Source organism: Rathayibacter sp. AC182 (assembly GCF_979253875.1).
On the sequence record NZ_CEEDEK010000005.1, the window covers coordinates 592,703 to 608,159 of the forward strand.

Here is a 15,457-nt window from a genome sequence, read left to right on the forward strand (position 1 = left end):
CCGTGATCCGATCGATACTGAACGTGTTGACGTGAACATGGTACGGTGGCGATCTGCCATGTTGACGTGAACACTCCGCCTCCCCCACCGTGGCCGAAATCGAACGGAAGTCACTGATGACGACGACGTCTCCACCCGTCCCCCTGCGCGAGGTCGACCCTCCCCTGGCGCCGCTGAAGCAGGTGCCGCGCTCGCGAGCGAAGAGCGAGTGGAAGGGCCTCGCCTTCGTGGCGCCCTTCCTGGTCGTGTTCCTGCTCGTGTTCATCGCGCCGGTGATCTACTCGATCTACCTCAGCCTGTTCCGCGAGCAGCTCGTCGGAGGCACCGCCTTCGTCGGGTTCGACAACTACCTGACGCTGTTCGGGGACCCCAACTTCTGGGAGGGCTTCGTCCGCGTCGTCCTGTTCCTGGCCGTCCAGGTCCCGGTGATGCTGGTCCTCGCCCTCGTCGCGGCGCTCGCGATCGACAGCGGCCGGCTGCACGCCACCGGCTTCTTCCGCATCGTGGTGTTCCTCCCCTACGCGGTCCCCGCCGTCGTCGCCGTGCTGATGTGGGGCTTCATCTACGGCGACAACTTCGGCCTCGCGGCCAACGTCAACGACCTGCTCGGCTCGGACCTCGTCGCTCCGTTCTCGCGCGACTGGATCCTCGTCTCGATCGGCAACATCGTGACCTGGGAGTTCGTGGGCTACAACATGCTCATCTTCTACTCCGCACTGAAGACGATCCCCGGCGAGCTCTACGAGGCCGCCGAGATCGACGGAGCCGGCCCGATGCGCGTCATCCGCTCGATCAAGCTGCCCGCCCTGCGCGGTGCGATCGTCATCGCCACGATCTTCTCGATCATCGGCAGCTTCCAGCTGTTCAACGAGCCCAACATCCTCCGGACGCTGGCGCCGAACATCATCACCACCTACTTCACCCCGAACATGTACGCCTACAACCTGTCCTTCGCGGGTCAGCAGTACAACGCGTCGGCCACGGTCGCGATCGTGATGGGCGTGATCACCGCGGTGATCGCCTACGTGGTCCAGCTCCGCGGCGCGCGCAAGGAGAACTGATGGCCGTCACGACCGCCTCCCGCCCGACCAGGTCCCGCCGCGCTCCCCGCCGCGGATCCTCCGTCCACCCGAAGAAGTCGATCGCCTTCACCCTGCTGATGTCGGCGTTCATCCTCTACAGCCTCGTGCCGCTGGCGTGGCTCGTCATCAACGCGACCAAGACGCAGGCCGGACTGCTCTCGAGCTTCGGCCTCTGGTTCGACGGCGACTTCGTCCTCTTCCAGAACATCGCCGAGACGCTCACCTACCGCGACGGCATCTTCCTCCGCTGGCTCGGCAACACCCTCCTCTACGTCGTCGTCGGCGCAGGAGGAGCGACGCTGCTCGCCACGCTCGCCGGCTACGGCCTCGCGAAGTTCCGCTTCGCCGGCCGCAAGGCGGTCTTCGCGGTGGTCCTCGGAGCGATCGCCGTCCCCGGCACGGCCCTGGCCGTCCCGACGTTCCTCATGTTCAGCCAGCTCGGCCTCACCAACACCCCGTGGGCGATCATCATCCTCGCTGATCAGCCCCTTCGGGCTGTACCTGGTCTGGGTGTACGCGGTCGAGTCGGTGCCCACCGAGCTGCTCGAGGCGGCGCGGATGGACGGGGCGGGCGAGTTCCGCACGTTCTTCACGATCTCCATCCGGCTCCTGGCCCCGGGCATCGTGACCGTGCTGCTGTTCTCGGTCGTCGCCACCTGGAACAACTACTTCCTGCCGCTGATCATGCTGAGCGACCCCTCGTGGTACCCGCTCACCGTGGGTCTGAACCAGTGGAACGCCCAGGCCACCGGCGTCAGTGCGCAGCCGATCTACAACCTGGTGATCACGGGCTCGCTGCTCACGATCATCCCCATCGTCGTCGCCTTCCTCGGACTCCAGCGCTTCTGGCAGTCCGGTCTGAGCGCCGGCAGCGTCAAGGGCTGACGCCCTCGACCTCCCCTGCACCGGAGCACCCGCGCCGGTCGCCACCACCCGCAGCACGAAGAAGTGAAGGATCCCCCTATGAAGTTCACGAGCTCCGCCCTCCGGCGGACCCTGACCGTGGCCGCCGCGGCCGCCCTCGCCGCCGGCTCCCTGGCCGCCTGCTCCTCCCCCTCCGCCGGCGGCGGAGCGAGCGCCGGCGGCAGCGCCGCCGACCTCGACGCCGCCCTCGAGGCGGGCGGCAAGCTCACCTACTGGAGCTGGACCCCCAGCGCCGAGGCGCAGGTCGCCGCGTTCGAGGAGGCGTACCCCGAGGTCGACGTCGAGCTGGTCAACGCCGGCACGAACACCGACGAGTACACCAAGCTCCAGAACGCGATCAAGGCCGGCTCGGGCGCCCCCGACGTCGTGCAGATCGAGTACTACGCCATGCCGCAGTTCGCGCTGTCGGACTCGCTCCTGGACCTCTCGCAGTACGGCCTCGGCGACCTGGAGGACACGTTCAGCGCCTCCACGTGGGGCAGCGTGAACGTCGACGGCAAGCTCGTCGGTCTCCCCCAGGACTCGGGCCCCATGGCGATGTTCTACAACAAGGCCGTCTTCGACCAGTACGGCATCGCCGTGCCGACCACCTGGGACGAGTACGTCGCCGCGGCCGAGAAGCTGCACACCGCCGACCCCTCGAAGTACATCACCGCCGACACCGGCGACGCGGGCTTCGCGACCAGCATGATCTGGCAGGCCGGCGGACAGCCGTTCCAGTTCGAGGGCGAGGACATCACCGTCGACGTCGCGGACGAGGGCACGAAGAAGTGGACCGGCGTCTGGAACCAGCTCGTCGAGAAGGGTCTGCTCTCGGACACCCCCGGCTGGGGAGACGAGTGGTACAAGGGCCTGGGCGACGGATCGATCGCCTCGCTGATCACCGGCGCATGGATGCCCGGCGTGCTCGAGTCCAGCGTCACGGACGCGGCCGGTGACTGGGCCGTCGCGCCCATCCCGACCTACGACGGCACCCCCGTCAGCGCCGAGAACGGCGGAGGCGGCCAGTCGGTCACCTCGCAGAGCGAGAACCCGGCCCTGGCCGCCGCGTTCCTGCGCTGGCTGAACAGCGACCCGGCCTCGGTCGACGTCTTCCTCGAGAGCGGCGGATTCCCGTCGACCACCGCGGATCTGACCGACCCCGAGTTCGTCGGAGCCGAGTCCGAGTACTTCGGCGGCCAGAAGATCAACGAGGTGCTGACCCAGGCCTCCGAGGACGTCCGCCCTGGCTGGTCCTACCTGCCCTACCAGGTCTACGCGAACAGCGTCTTCGGCGACACCGTCGGACAGGCCTACGCGAACGGCACCAGCCTCGACGACGGACTTGCAGAGCTGGCAGAGCAAGCTCGTGCAGTACGGCAACGAGCAGGGCTTCACGGTCTCCGAGTAGATCCGACACCTTGAGGAGGCCGGCCGGATCGCTCCGGCCGGCCTCCTCGCGTACCACCCGCTTCTCCTGATCCGAGGGATGATCATGACCACCGCACCCGAGAGCCGCTTCGCCATCGGCGCCACCGACTTCGAGCTCGACGGGCGGCCGCACCGGATCCTGTCCGGCGCGCTGCACTACTTCCGGGTGCACCCGGACCTCTGGGCCGACCGCATCCGCAAGGCGAGGCTGATGGGCCTGAACACCATCGAGACCTACGTCGCGTGGAACGCGCACGAGCCGGTCCGCGGCTCCTTCCGCGCCGACGGCGGCCTCGATCTCGGCCGCTTCCTCGACCTCGTGGCGGCCGAGGGCATGCACGCGATCGTGCGCCCCGGGCCCTACATCTGCGCGGAGTGGGACAACGGCGGGCTCCCGGCCTGGCTGTTCCGCGACCCCGAGGTGGGCGTGCGCCGGTGGGAGCCGCACTACGTGGCCGCGGTCAGCGACTACCTCCGCGAGGTCTACGCGATCGTCGCTCCGCGCCAGATCGACGCCGGCGGCCCGGTCGTCCTCGTGCAGATCGAGAACGAGTACGGAGCGTACGGCTCCGACAAGGAGTACCTCGCCGAGCTCGTCCGGGTGACCCGCGACGCCGGCATCACCGTGCCGCTCACGACCATCGACCAGCCGACTCCGCAGATGCTCGCCGACGGCAGCCTGCCCGGCCTCCACCCTCACCGGCTCGTTCGGCTCGCGCACCCCCGAGCGCCTCGCGACCCTGCGCGAGTTCCAGCCCACCGGCCCGCTGATGTGCATGGAGTTCTGGTGCGGCTGGTTCGACGACTGGGGCACCCAGCACCACCACGACGGACGCGGCCGCCTCGGCCCGCGAGCTCGACGCGCTGCTGGCGGTGGGCGGCTCCGTCAACGTCTACATGTTCCACGGCGGCACCAACTTCGGCCTGACCAGCGGAGCGAACGACAAGGGCCGCTACGCCGCGATCACCACCAGCTACGACTACGACGCGCCGCTGGACGAGGCCGGGCATCCGACCGAGAAGTTCTGGGCGTTCCGCGAGGTCATCGCGCGCTACGCGCCGGTTCCGGAGGCGTCGCCCGCCCCGCGCGCTCCGTCGCCCGCGCTGACGGCGCCGCTGCTGCCGGGGCCCGCCCTGCTGGGCCTGGACGCGTTCGGCGCCGCCGCCGGGCTCGAGGGCATGGCGTCGTTCGACGAACTGGGCCACGACGACGGCTTCGTGCTGTTCGAGACCGAGCTCGTCGGCTCCGACTCCTCGCCCGCCTGGTCGTCGGCGACGAGGTGCGCGACCGCGCCTGGGTGCTGCTGGACGGCGTGCCCGTCGGCGTGCTGGCGCGCGATCACCACGAGCGTGCGCTGACGCTCCCGCGCGGCCGCGGATCGCTGGCGATCCTGGTCGAGAACCAGGGGCGAGTGAACTACGGCGTGCGCATCGGCGAGCACAAGGGCCTGATCGGCGGCGTCGCCCTCGACGGCGCCGAGCTCACCGGATGGACGGCCCGGCCGCTGGACCTGTCGCGGGTCCCGTCGCTCGCGTCGCCGGCCGAGGGCGTCGCGGCCGGGCCGTCGCTCGCCTCCGGATCGATCGAGCTCGACGAGCCGGCCGACCTCTTCCTCGACACGCTGCACTGGGGCAAGGGCCTGGTCTGGGTGAACGGGTTCCTGCTCGGCCGCTACTGGCGCCGGGGTCCGCAGCGCACGCTGATCGTGCCGTCGCCGGTGACCCGCGCCGGGCGGAACGAGGTCGTGGTGCTCGAGCTGGAGGGGCTCGCCGAGCCCGAGATCCGGCTGCTCGCCACCGCCGACCTCGGGCACACCGAGGTCTGACACTCCCGCCGAGGCCGGGTGACCGCGTGCTGCGGGCACCCGGCCTCCGTCGTCCGTGCAGGGAGGATCTCGGCACCCTGAAGGGGGCCGCATCGGGAGGACATCCGCCCGTCGCGGCGCGGATGTTCACGGTAACGTGCGGGCGACCCTTCAGCGGAGAAGGTCCGCGGAAGGTGCTCCTCGCGCCCCCGCGGCCGCTCGGGGCGCGACCTCCTCGGAAGGACCCCATGCGACGCCAGGCCCTGCTCCCCGGTGCACTCACCGGACTCCTCCTGCTCACCGGCCTCGCCGCCGGAGGGCCGCCGCGGCGGCGCCGGCCGCCACTGCCCCGACCGCCGCCGCTCCGGCCCCGGCTCCCGCTCCCGATCGCCCGGTCGCGGCTCCGGACACCGAGCCGACCCTGGTCGAGCCGCAGGCCGACGCCACCTCCCAGCAGGCAGCGCTCGCCCTCGACGCCGACTTCGTGGGGGTCGAGATCCCCGCCCGCGCCGAGGTGCGGACGCACCGCGTGACGATCGCGCTCGTCGCTCCGCAGGGCACGACTCCCGGCGCCTTCACGACGGCCGACGCCGTGCGCTCGCTCGAGCTCGTCGACGACTTCTACGCGCGGGAGACGGGCGGCGCGATCCGCTTCGAGCTCGAGCGCGTGATCGACTGGCAGGTGGTCGACGAGCCGATCGGCTGCACGAACACCGGCGGGCTGCAGGACTGGATCAGCCGGACGAACGGCTGGCAGCCAGGCCCCGCCCGGCACCTGGTCGCGATGGTGCCCGAGGGCGACCCGTGCCCGAACTGGGCCAACGGCGAGCAGCCGGGCGACCCCGACGACGGCGGGCGCACCTTCCAGCCGGGGCCCGACGCGTACTTCCTCGCGCACGAGCTCGGCCACAACCTGTCGCTGCCGCACGCGTACAGCGTGCACTGCGGCACGACCCGCGACTACTCGACCCCGCTGCCGGCCGACTGCCGCCGCGAGGAGTACGGCAACCGGACCGACGTGATGGGCGACTCGTGGTCGTTCCTGCCCTCTCTGCTCCGTCGCTCGCGCGACTGGGGACGCTGCCCAACACCCGCCAGCCGGTCTGCGGCGCTCCCCGCACCGCGACGATCGACACGCTCGGGGCCGGAGTCGCCGCGCAGCGCGCTCTGACGTGGACCGACCCGCAGGACGCGACGATCCGCTACTGGGCGCAGTACAACGACGAGGCCGACACCACGTCGGACGGCGGGGCGTACAGCAGCCCCTTCCAGGTGCGCCGCGACGTCTCGGGCGTGCAGATCCTGCGGTCGAACCCGGGCCAGCCGTACGCGGGCGACCTGCTCGAGCGGCCGGGCGACGCGAGCGAGGCGAACGAGTTCGTCCTCGCGGGCGAGACCGCCTCGCTCAACACCGGGATGTCGCTCCGGGTCGACCGGATCGACGCGGTGACGCGTCGCGCGACCGTCACGGTGACCGTGCCGTGCACGCAGTACGTCGGCGACATCGCTCCGCTCGCCTCGTCGACGACCGCCTCGTACAGCTCGCCGTGGACCTCGGTCGGCGCCGCCGTGGACGGCGACACCGGCACGATCTGGGGCACCTGGCCCCGGGTCGGCGAGCAGTCCGTCGAGCTGCAGTGGCCCTCCGCCGTCACCGTCGACAGCGCCTCGGTGCGCTTCGCGAGCGACGCGGCCGACGCCGACGGGCGCGGCCTGATCCCCGCCCGGTCGTGGCGCGTCGAGCACCTCGTCGGCGGCGCCTGGACCCCCGTGAGCGGAGCGGCGCCCGGGCGGGCCCGCGACGTGCTGAACACCGCGTCGTTCGCTCCGGTGACCACGACGGCGCTGCGCCTGGTCTTCACGGCCTGGGGCGCCGCCGAGTACGGCGGATCGACGGGTGTCGCCGAGCTCGCCGTGAACGGCGTGGCCGTCGCCGCGTCGCTCGAGGCGCGCGGGGCCGCGTCGAGCGTGCCCGCCTCGACGACGCGGGATCTCGCGCAGTCCGTCGTGGTGCGCGACGCGGCGGGGCGCCCCTGGCGGGGCGCAGCGTGGGCTTCGCGCTCACCGGGCCGGCGACGTTCGAGAGCGGAGCGACGACCGCCGCGGTGCTCTCGGGAGCCGACGGGATGGCGGCGCTGCCGCGGATCCGCACCGGCTCCTCCTCCGGGACCGTCGCGATCACGGCGCGCGCCGACGCGGCCACGGCGAGGCTCGCCGGGGCGACGGTCACCGCCGGCGCCTCCCTCACCGCGAAGGCGACGACCCGACTGGTCTCGGGGCGCGTCGTCCTCACGGCGACGGCGACCAACACCGGGCCGGCTCCGGCCGACATCACCGTCGTCACCGCCTACGGATCCGCGACCGCCCTCGCGGTCGCTCCGGGCGCCACCGTGTCGAAGGCGTTCCGGACCGGGAAGACGTCGATCCCGGCGGGCACGGCGACGTTCACGGCCGTCTCGGGATCGTCGCGGGCGAGCGTCTCCGCCCCCTACGCCGCTACCTGATCGGCGGCCGCACGTCGAGCCTCCGGCCCGGCGCGGACCGGGTCGGAGGCAGCTGTTAGCGTCGGAGGGTCCGTCCGGCTCCCCGCCGCGGCGGAGGGGGACGGGGACACGATGACGCGCACGACGACGGCCGGAGCCTGGGCGGCGGCAGCACTGCTGCTCGCGCTGACGGGATGCACGGGAGGCGGCGAGCCCGAGGCCACGTCCGAGGCGGTTCCGCAGCTGAGCGAGGACGAGCTGTCGGCGGTGCTGACCGGGATCCAGTTCGTGCCGGACCAGTACGACGGCACGCAGGAGATGCTCGACTCGATCTACCCGGGGCTCACCGCCACCGACGCGAGCTGCCTCGCCCCGTTCGGGCTGGGCTGGGACGAGGACGAGACGCTGGACGACTCCGAGGTCGAGTTCGGCACGAGCAACGACCGCTCGATGACGTCGGTCGTGGCCAGCACGGGCGACGCCGACGTCGCGTCCTCGCTGGTCGCCGACGCGGAGGACGCGCTCGAGCGCTGCGCCGAAAGCTCCGACCTCTTCGCGATGCAGGGCGAGCCGGTGCGGACGACGGTGGAGCAGACGGAGCCGGCGCTGACCGGGACGGACGACGCGGTCGGCTGGACGGTCACGGGCGACGTGGGCGGCAGCCCCTTCACCCTGGTGGGCATCACGGCGCGGGTCGGCGGCAACGTGGTCGCGCTGGTGGGCTGGGACCCCGCGACGAACGAGTCGTACGTGCCGCAGGCGACGCAGATGTTCGTCGACGAGCTGTAGGGGCGGCTCGACTCCTCAGAAGTCGTCGTACTCGAAGCCCAGTACGCCAACGTGTGGACACTCGCGCTCCGCGTGCGCGCGTCCCTGAGGCGCGATGCGCTCGAGTCCTCAGAAGTCGTCGTACTCGCGCTCGAGTACGACGACTTCCGCGGAGTGGAGACACTCGAGCAGCGGCGACTCAGGCGAGCCAGGACAGGCGGCCGCCGTGCGGCGTCGCGCAGGCGAGGGGACGCCGTCGGCGGCGAGCAGGAACGGGGTCGGCTCCGGCGCCGACAGAGCGGCGCGCGGCGCCACGAGGTGCGCGAGCAGCGACTCCGCCTCCAGGGTCACGAGGCTCGCGCCGGCGGCGCCGACCGCGGCCAGCACCCGCTCGCGGGAGGCCCGCGGCAGGTAGACGAGCGTCCCGAGCGAGACGACGACGACGCGCATCCCATGCGGCACCTCCGCGAGCAGCGCCGGCAGCGCTTCGGCGGCGTCGCCCGCGACGATCAGCGGAGGGTCCTCCCGCAGCACCGCGACGGCCTCGCGCAGACGGGCCGTCCGCTCCGGGCGGTCCTCGGGCAGCAGCGCCTCGAGCCACGCGCGGTCCTCGGCCGAGCGGGCGTCGAGGGGCCGCAGGTCCAGGCCTCGCCGCCAGGCGATGCGCGGGAGTCGCATGGGCGAGGCTCCGCCCGTCACGACGCACTCGAGAAGCGGTCCGCCCGAGCCGAGCCGCGAGGCGACCGCGCTCCCGCCACCGCCCGCGCTCCCGTCACCGCCCGCCGTCGGGAAGGAGTAGGCGTACCGCTCCGGTGCAAGGCACAGCCCCGCGGACGCGCCGATCTCGATCAGCGCGATCGGCTCGTCCGGCTCGGTGATCCGCTCGAGGGCCGCGACCAGCGGGGCGCAGCGCAGCGCCTCGTTCGTCTGCGTCAGGCGCTCGGCGGCGACCGGGGCGACGCGCGGCCACTCCGCCAGCATCCAGGCCACGAACTCCTCGGGGTCCCGCGGCGAGCCCAGGTACCGCGCGACCGAGAACAGGAGCGACGGCTGCCGGTGCGCGCTCGGCAGCTCGTCGATCCGCGCGAGCAGCGCGTCGCTCCCGGCCACCGCGAGGGCCCGGCGCACCTGCAGCTCGGAGGTCTGCGCGAGCTCGCGGGCGGCGCGGCGGTACCGGTCGGCGGTGGAGTCCATGCCCCCATCCTGCGGGACGGCCCGGGCACGCCGATGTCGGTGGTCGCCGGTAGAACGGACTCATGTCCGACACCCGGGAACGCACGCTCCTCGACGTGCGGCGCATCTACGCCGAGCAGGCGGCGCTCGAGCTGCCGCGTGGGCAGGAGATCGTGGCGCGCTGGCCCGGAGCCGAGATCGTGCCGGTCGACTCGCACTGGATGATCCCCGAGGTGCACGGCGACGAGACGAACGTCTCGCGGTGGGTGCGCATCAAGACCGAGGCGCTCGTGCTGGGAGTGAAGAAGTCGCTGGTCACCCGGCCCAACGGGCGCTCGGCCGACTTCATCGCCCCCTCGCACGCCAACGGCTGCGCGATGGCGTGCGTCTACTGCTACGTGCCGCGGAGGAAGGGCTACAGCAACCCGGTCACCGTGTTCACGAACATCGAGCAGATCCAGCGGCACCTCGCCCGCCACATCGCCAAGCAGGGCCCCAAGACCGAGGCGAACCAGTGCGACCCCGACTCCTGGGTCTACGACATCGGCGAGAACAGCGACTGCTCCGTCGACGCGATGCTCAGCGGGAACGTGCGCGACCTCTGCGAGCTGTTCCGCATGTCCCCCACGGCCAAGGCCTCGTTCGCGACCAAGTACGTCAACCGCGAGCTGCTCGAGTGGGATCCGCTCGGCCGCACCCGCATCCGCTTCTCCCTCATGCCCGCCGAGACGGCCAAGGTCACCGACATCCGCACCTCGCCCGTCGCCGAGCGGATCGCCGCGATCAACGACTTCGTCGACGCCGGCTACGAGGTGCACGTCAACTTCTCACCCGTGATCCTCACCCCCACCTGGCAGCGCGACTGGGCCGAGCTCTTCCAGCAGCTCGATGCCGCCCTCCACCCGCGAGCGAAGGCGCAGCTCGCGGCCGAGGTGATCCTCCTGACCCACAACGAGCGCCTGCACGAGGTCAACACCGGCTGGCACCCGAAGGCCGAGGAGCTGCTCTGGACGCCGGGGATGCAGGAGTCGAAGGTCTCCGAGAACGGGGCGGTCAACATCCGCTACCGCCGCGATCTCAAGCGCGCCGCCCTCGAGCGCTTCCTCGCCCTGCTCGGGCAGGAGCTGCCCTACTGCCGCGTCCGCTACGCGTTCTGACCCGATCGCCGCGTCCTCTGCGCGCTCCGACCCCGTCGCCGCGTCCTCTGCGCGCTCTCGACCCCATCGCCGCGTCCAGGGGGCGGTGCACCAGGATGGGCGGATGCACGGACGCGGACGCCGGGACCCGGTACCGGGGGCCCTGCTGATCATCGGCCTCGTCTGCATCGTCTCCGCCTTCTTCAGCGTCTACGCCTCGGGCCGACGCGGCTGGCGAGACGTCTGCGTCGAGGACTTCCCGTCCCGCGGGCCGACCGGCGACGTCGTCAGCGGTGCACCGACGTGGTGGCCGCTCGGCGTCCGCTGCGAGCACCGCGGTGCGAACTCGGGCGACCTCCTGTTCGTCGAGCACACCGGCTGGGACATGACCGCCCTGGCGCTGCTCGGCCTCGCCGCCGTCGTCACCTGGTTCGCGGTCACCGTCCGACGGCCGCGCTGAGCCGCAGCACGCGAGCCTCCACCCGGCCCCGGGTGCGCGTTTCGCAAAACGGATACGAATCGGGGGCGTCCGCAGCGCCTCCCCTACTTTGGTGTCACGGCAGGACGAGTGGTCCCCGCCGGCCTGCCACCGCCCCGCGACTCCGCACTCCGGAACCCGGGCGACCTACGGATGCCGCTCCCCCAGCGGGCACCGCCCCCGAACTCCCCACCCCCGACGGATCCGTCGGGACGCCCTGCACGAGTCGCGGCCGACACCGCGGCGATCTCACAGAACGGACTCCGCACATGGGTTCCCTCCTCTACGGCACTCCCGCCACCGCCCACGACATCGACGACCGCGCGCTCGCGCACCTGCAGATCGTCATGATCAACAAGTTCCGCCGCAACGAGGCGTTCGCCTTCCAGATCGAGGCGTCGAACACCCACGGCACCGGTCGTCAGACCCTCTGGCTGCACCCCGCCATCCCGCTGCAGTTCTCGTTCAACGGGAGCCGCATGCCGGCGATCAACCCCACGTGGGTCCGATCGCTGATGGAGGAGGCCAACAGCGGCCGCGGCCTGCGCGTCATCCCGGAGCCGGCTCCCCAGCCCGAGAGCGTCGGCCTGACGCACGCGGCCTGAGACACGATGAACTCCACCGGTGACGCCGACCGCGACGTCGGCGGAGCCCCCGGGGCGGGGAGGGACGACGTGACCGACCACTCGCCGCTCGACGGGATCACCGACTTCCTGGGGCTCGCCGGCCGCGAGGACCCCGAGTCGGTCTTCACCTGCTCCTCCCGCGTGCACGGAGTGACCGGCACGCTCCTCGTGCTGCCCGATGCGCTCGTGCTCAGCGAGGACGACGGGACCGTCCGCATCCCGGCCGCAGAGGTCGACGCCTGGTGGGACTCGACCTCGGGCGACGCCTTCTCGCTGGCCGTGCAGGGGAGGCACCGCCACTCGGTCGTCCTGCTCTCGGAGTTCCGCAGTGCGACGGTGCACGCGATGACGCGGGCGTACGGCCCCCTGAATCGTTTATCCGCTTAACGAACTCGTGGGATCCGGCGTCGACGCAGGCGCCTTGCGCGTGGGACGCTGATCGGAATGAACGACTCCTCCCCCGAGGTCGTCCGCTCCGACATCAGCGGCCACGACATCGACGAGGCCCGCCTGATGTTCGAGGGGGCCTACAACGGCCACCGCTTCGCCGTCGAACCCGGCGACGACTTCGCCTACCGCTACACCTCGGTCGGCGACGCCGACGTGACGCTCCGGGGAGCTACTTCGCCGGATCCGTGCAGGGCCGCATCCAGACCGAGGGCGAGTACGTCGTCTCGTGGCTGACATCGGGCACCGGGGTCACCGACATCGACGGCGACCCGGTCGCGCTGCAGCTCGGGCAGCCCGCGATGTTCGTGAACGACCGGCCGACGGCGTTCGAGTTCCACGACTACCGGCAGAACCTCATCCACTTCGACGGCGCCTACCTCGAGGGCATCGCTCAGGACGTCGAGAACGTCGAGCCCGGTCCGCTGCTCTTCGACTCGACGGCGCGCCCCACCGGGGAGAGACTGCGCCGCTGGTCGGCGACCGTCGCGGCGATCGCGCGCGTCATCTACTCCGACGAGAGCACGCCTCTCCTGCGCAGCGAGGCGAACCGCGCCGCGGCCGTCGCCCTGCTCGAGACGTTCCCGCACGCGGTCCTCACCGCGCAGAACGACCTCCTCGTGCCGCGCAGCGGACGGCTCCGCTCCGCCGTGGAGTTCATGTACTCGAACGCGCACCTGCCGATCCGCACGGAGGAGATCGCTCAGGCCGCCGACATGAGCCTGCGCACCCTGCAGAGCGAGTTCCGCCGCGAGTTCGACATGACCGCGCTCGACTACCTGCGGCGCATCCGCCTCGACGCGGTGCAGAAGGAGTTGCGCGGGGAGACTCCGGAGCGGTCACCGTGACCGAGGTCGCGCACCGCTGGGGCTTCGCGCACCTCGGGCGCTTCTCGGCGTCGTACGCGCACCGCTTCGGCGAGAGCCCGAGCACGACGCTCGAGAAGTAGGCCTCGACGAGCAGGTCGGGCTCAGAGGAAGTCGTCCTCGTCGGGTTCCGCCGGCTGCGCCTGCGGTCGGGCGGGCTGCAGGTGGCGGGTCTTCTCGCGCATCGACTCGACGGCCGCGGGATCGTCGAGGTCGACGCCGCGGTCGAGCGCAGGGCTCGCGAAGAGCTGACTCGCCGGCCCCAGCAGCAGGCGCGTCTCGCCGAGCATGCCCTCGTCCGACAACGACGGCACGACGACGAGATCCGACTTGCCGACGTTCGCGAGCGCCTGCGCGTACTCCACGACCGCGGTGCAGATGGCGTCGCCGAGGAGCACGTATCCGCTGGCGTAGTAGAGCTTCTGCATGGTGTCCTCCCGATCCCGCGCGACGCGGGGTCCCCGCATCCGTCGCTGTCGACGCTAAGGCGAGGCCGTATCGGGCCCCACCCCTTGACGGCGGGACGCCTGCGCGGGACGGAGCCGGGTCGTCCGTAGTCTCGAGGGATGGAGGACGTGATCGGACGGATCGTGCTGGGCGCCGTGATGGCGGGATCGGGCGTGCTGCTCGTCTGGATGGCGCGGGCCACGGCGGGCGGTCGCCTCGGCCGGAATCCGGTCGCCGGGATCCGGCTGCCGTCGACTCTGGCGAGCGACGCCGCTTGGCTGGCCGCGCACCGGCGGGCCGAGAGGCCGACGGTGGGGGCGGGGCGGTCGCGATCGCGTCGGCGGTGCCGGCGGTGCTGCCCGTGCCGATCGAGGCGCTGCTCGTCTCGGTCCTCGTCGGCTGCCTCGCGATGCTCGCGCTCGCGCTCTACGGCGCGGCGGTGGGCGGCCGGGCGGCGATCGCCGCCGCGGAGGACGAGCAGCCGGAGCGCTGAGCGGCGTCGGCGGTCAGGCGGCGACCGACTCCGGCTCGTACTCGGCCGAGCGCGCCGGGGCCAGAGCGCCCCGACGATGAGGATCGCGCCCGTCGCCAGCAGGCAGCCCGCCGCCCAGAAGCCCATCCCCGGCGGGAAGTCCCACGACGAGTAGCCGCCGTTGAGCAGCGGAGCCGCGGCGTAGTCGGTCATGCCGTTGCCGAGCAGGAGCGGCAGCAGCGCCCACGCGAACGGGCTGCGCCGCGAGCGAGCGAGGACGAGGCCTGCGATCACGAGGAGCAGCGCGACTCCCCACACCGACAGCACGAGGGTGTAGTCGAAATCGGACTGGAGCGCTCCGCACTCGCGCCCGCCGAACGCCCTCGCCTCGAAGCAGACCCGCCACGCACGCGCGACGGCCGGGAGCAGCGCTGCTCCGGAGAGCCCGAGCAGGAGGCCGAGCGCCGCCGTCAGTCGTGCCGTCGGTCCGCGCCCCATCCCGGCAGTGTCGCCCACTCGGGTGACGGGCGGGCGACGCGGCGGTGACGCGGGTGCGAACCGGGGCGATCCGCGATCGACCGGGACGGATCTCGAGACGGCCGCTGCACGGCCTGCTCGATCACCAGGAGGGGTCTCACGTCTGCGGATCGGCCGTCCGCGACTGCGCGTCCCGCGCCACCGACTCCAGGCGGGCGCGGTACGCCTCCCACCAGGCGGCGTCGCCCTCGGGCAGGTTGTCGCCCTCGCGCCGCAGGCCGACGCGGCCGTCGATCAGCTCGCGGACGATGTCGGCGTGCCCCGCGTGCCGGTGCGTCTCGACCGCGATGTGGACGAGGATCCGGTGAAGAGTGGTGTCGCGGTTCGTCCACCACGGCACGACGCCGGGCGCGTCCAGCGGCAGCGCGGCGACGGTGGCGTCGGAGTGGGCGTGCACCCGGCGGTAGAGCGCGACGATGCCGTCGCGCGACTCCTCGGCGGTGGCCCACATGTCGGCGTTGGGCTCCGAGTCCTCCTCCATCCAGGGCAGCGGCTCGGGGAACGGGCGTCCGAACACGAGGCCGAGGTACCCGGCTTCGGTACCCGCGATGTGCTTCACGAGGCCGAGCAGGTTGGTGCCCGTGGCGACCAGCGGCCTTCTCGCGTCGTACTCCGACACTCCTTCGAGCTTCGACAGCAGGGCGTCGCGGCCCTCCTGCAGGTACAGGAGGAGGGTCTGCTTCTCGTCGATCATCGGTCCAGGATGACGCGCGGTGCGCGTCGCCACCAGGCCGCACCGTCGGGACAGCACCCCGGTGCCCCCGCGCAAGCCTCCCGACCGGCGCGGTCGGGGCGCGCCATAC

At 72.1% G+C, this 15,457-nt stretch carries 16 protein-coding genes and 3 pseudogenes; 15 read left to right on the plus strand and 4 right to left on the minus strand.

Features of this window, described 5'->3' with window-relative positions:
• Positions 1 to 116 precede the first annotated feature (116 nt).
• The 6 genes and pseudogenes from AC0CII_RS13615 (at position 117) to AC0CII_RS13640 (ending at position 8,493) form a co-directional block, all read left to right on the plus strand.
• The gene (locus AC0CII_RS13615) at positions 117 to 1,061 is read left to right on the plus strand and encodes a carbohydrate ABC transporter permease (protein WP_465227395.1); all 945 of its coding nucleotides are present in this window, start codon (positions 117 to 119) and stop codon (positions 1,059 to 1,061) included.
• Between the two features lie 98 nt (positions 1,062 to 1,159).
• Positions 1,160 to 1,967, plus strand: a pseudogene (locus AC0CII_RS13620) (carbohydrate ABC transporter permease).
• Between the two features lie 78 nt (positions 1,968 to 2,045).
• Positions 2,046 to 3,410 carry an ABC transporter substrate-binding protein gene (locus AC0CII_RS13625; protein ID WP_465229750.1) on the plus strand — a complete coding sequence of 455 codons (1,365 nt, stop codon included), beginning with the start codon at positions 2,046 to 2,048 and terminating at the stop codon, positions 3,408 to 3,410.
• A gap of 64 nt (positions 3,411 to 3,474) precedes the next feature.
• Positions 3,475 to 5,242, plus strand: a pseudogene (locus tag AC0CII_RS13630) (glycoside hydrolase family 35 protein).
• A gap of 1,011 nt (positions 5,243 to 6,253) precedes the next feature.
• On the plus strand, positions 6,254 to 7,840 hold the full coding sequence (locus AC0CII_RS13635; protein ID WP_465229751.1) for a hypothetical protein: 1,587 nt from the start codon (positions 6,254 to 6,256) through the stop codon (positions 7,838 to 7,840).
• Entirely contained in the window at positions 7,837 to 8,493 is a 657-nt protein-coding gene (locus AC0CII_RS13640) for a hypothetical protein (protein WP_465227390.1), read from the plus strand. The genes AC0CII_RS13635 and AC0CII_RS13640 overlap by 4 nt, the downstream gene beginning before the upstream one ends.
• A 108-nt stretch (positions 8,494 to 8,601) precedes the next feature.
• Here AC0CII_RS13640 and AC0CII_RS13645 read toward each other — a convergent pair whose 3' ends face one another.
• Positions 8,602 to 9,666 (minus strand): DUF2332 family protein, encoded by a 1,065-nt coding sequence (locus tag AC0CII_RS13645; protein WP_465229752.1) that lies wholly within the window; start codon positions 9,664 to 9,666, stop codon positions 8,602 to 8,604.
• 62 nt (positions 9,667 to 9,728) lie between these two features.
• Between AC0CII_RS13645 and AC0CII_RS13650 the strand changes: the two genes are divergently transcribed.
• From AC0CII_RS13650 to AC0CII_RS13680, 7 genes are all read left to right on the plus strand, one after another.
• Positions 9,729 to 10,802, plus strand: coding sequence for a spore photoproduct lyase family protein (locus AC0CII_RS13650; RefSeq protein WP_465227388.1), 1,074 nt, complete (start codon positions 9,729 to 9,731; stop codon positions 10,800 to 10,802).
• Positions 10,803 to 10,905: 103 nt separating this feature from the next.
• Positions 10,906 to 11,241, plus strand: coding sequence for a hypothetical protein (locus AC0CII_RS13655; protein ID WP_465227387.1), 336 nt, complete (start codon positions 10,906 to 10,908; stop codon positions 11,239 to 11,241).
• A 287-nt stretch (positions 11,242 to 11,528) separates the two neighbouring features.
• The gene (locus AC0CII_RS13660; protein ID WP_207407152.1) at positions 11,529 to 11,864 is read left to right on the plus strand and encodes a DUF7882 family protein; all 336 of its coding nucleotides are present in this window, start codon (positions 11,529 to 11,531) and stop codon (positions 11,862 to 11,864) included.
• 6 nt (positions 11,865 to 11,870) lie between these two features.
• A complete protein-coding gene (locus AC0CII_RS13665) occupies positions 11,871 to 12,272 on the plus strand; it encodes a hypothetical protein (protein ID WP_465227386.1) in 402 nt (133 codons plus the stop codon).
• Between the two features lie 57 nt (positions 12,273 to 12,329).
• The gene (locus AC0CII_RS13670; protein ID WP_465227385.1) at positions 12,330 to 12,569 is read left to right on the plus strand and encodes a hypothetical protein; all 240 of its coding nucleotides are present in this window, start codon (positions 12,330 to 12,332) and stop codon (positions 12,567 to 12,569) included.
• The gene (locus tag AC0CII_RS13675; RefSeq protein ID WP_465229753.1) at positions 12,521 to 13,180 is read left to right on the plus strand and encodes a helix-turn-helix domain-containing protein; all 660 of its coding nucleotides are present in this window, start codon (positions 12,521 to 12,523) and stop codon (positions 13,178 to 13,180) included. The genes AC0CII_RS13670 and AC0CII_RS13675 overlap by 49 nt, the downstream gene beginning before the upstream one ends.
• The gene (locus tag AC0CII_RS13680) at positions 13,177 to 13,281 is read left to right on the plus strand and encodes a helix-turn-helix domain-containing protein (RefSeq protein WP_465229754.1); all 105 of its coding nucleotides are present in this window, start codon (positions 13,177 to 13,179) and stop codon (positions 13,279 to 13,281) included. The genes AC0CII_RS13675 and AC0CII_RS13680 overlap by 4 nt, the downstream gene beginning before the upstream one ends.
• A 21-nt stretch (positions 13,282 to 13,302) precedes the next feature.
• Here the strand turns inward: AC0CII_RS13680 and AC0CII_RS13685 are convergent, their stop codons facing one another.
• Positions 13,303 to 13,626, minus strand: a complete 324-nt coding sequence (locus AC0CII_RS13685; protein ID WP_207407155.1) for a hypothetical protein — start codon at positions 13,624 to 13,626, stop codon at positions 13,303 to 13,305.
• 207 nt (positions 13,627 to 13,833) lie between these two features.
• On the opposite strand from AC0CII_RS13685, the pseudogene AC0CII_RS13690 reads away from it, so the two are divergent.
• Together AC0CII_RS13690 and AC0CII_RS13695 are read left to right on the plus strand one after the other, a co-directional pair.
• Positions 13,834 to 13,956 (plus strand): annotated as a pseudogene (locus tag AC0CII_RS13690) (SdpI family protein); the annotation flags it as partial.
• Positions 13,957 to 13,988: 32 nt separating this feature from the next.
• Positions 13,989 to 14,138, plus strand: a complete 150-nt coding sequence (locus AC0CII_RS13695) for a hypothetical protein (protein WP_465231110.1) — start codon at positions 13,989 to 13,991, stop codon at positions 14,136 to 14,138.
• 13 nt (positions 14,139 to 14,151) lie between these two features.
• Here AC0CII_RS13695 and AC0CII_RS13700 read toward each other — a convergent pair whose 3' ends face one another.
• Positions 14,152 to 14,523, minus strand: a complete 372-nt coding sequence (locus tag AC0CII_RS13700; RefSeq protein WP_465231111.1) for a hypothetical protein — start codon at positions 14,521 to 14,523, stop codon at positions 14,152 to 14,154.
• A gap of 228 nt (positions 14,524 to 14,751) precedes the next feature.
• The gene (locus AC0CII_RS13705) at positions 14,752 to 15,423 is read right to left on the minus strand and encodes a DinB family protein (RefSeq protein ID WP_465229755.1); all 672 of its coding nucleotides are present in this window, start codon (positions 15,421 to 15,423) and stop codon (positions 14,752 to 14,754) included.
• Between the last annotated feature and the right edge of the window lie 34 nt (positions 15,424 to 15,457).

Coding starts and splice junctions, on each gene's coding strand:
- AC0CII_RS13615 (WP_465227395.1), top strand. CDS start 117: ATGACGACGACGTCTCCACCCGTCCCCCTGCGCGAGGTCGACCCTCCC.
- AC0CII_RS13625 (WP_465229750.1), top strand. CDS start 2,046: ATGAAGTTCACGAGCTCCGCCCTCCGGCGGACCCTGACCGTGGCCGCC.
- AC0CII_RS13640 (WP_465227390.1), top strand. CDS start 7,837: ATGACGCGCACGACGACGGCCGGAGCCTGGGCGGCGGCAGCACTGCTG.
- AC0CII_RS13645 (WP_465229752.1), bottom strand. CDS start 9,666: ATGGACTCCACCGCCGACCGGTACCGCCGCGCCGCCCGCGAGCTCGCG.
- AC0CII_RS13650 (WP_465227388.1), top strand. CDS start 9,729: ATGTCCGACACCCGGGAACGCACGCTCCTCGACGTGCGGCGCATCTAC.
- AC0CII_RS13655 (WP_465227387.1), top strand. CDS start 10,906: ATGCACGGACGCGGACGCCGGGACCCGGTACCGGGGGCCCTGCTGATC.
- AC0CII_RS13660 (WP_207407152.1), top strand. CDS start 11,529: ATGGGTTCCCTCCTCTACGGCACTCCCGCCACCGCCCACGACATCGAC.
- AC0CII_RS13665 (WP_465227386.1), top strand. CDS start 11,871: ATGAACTCCACCGGTGACGCCGACCGCGACGTCGGCGGAGCCCCCGGG.
- AC0CII_RS13670 (WP_465227385.1), top strand. CDS start 12,330: ATGAACGACTCCTCCCCCGAGGTCGTCCGCTCCGACATCAGCGGCCAC.
- AC0CII_RS13685 (WP_207407155.1), bottom strand. CDS start 13,626: ATGCAGAAGCTCTACTACGCCAGCGGATACGTGCTCCTCGGCGACGCC.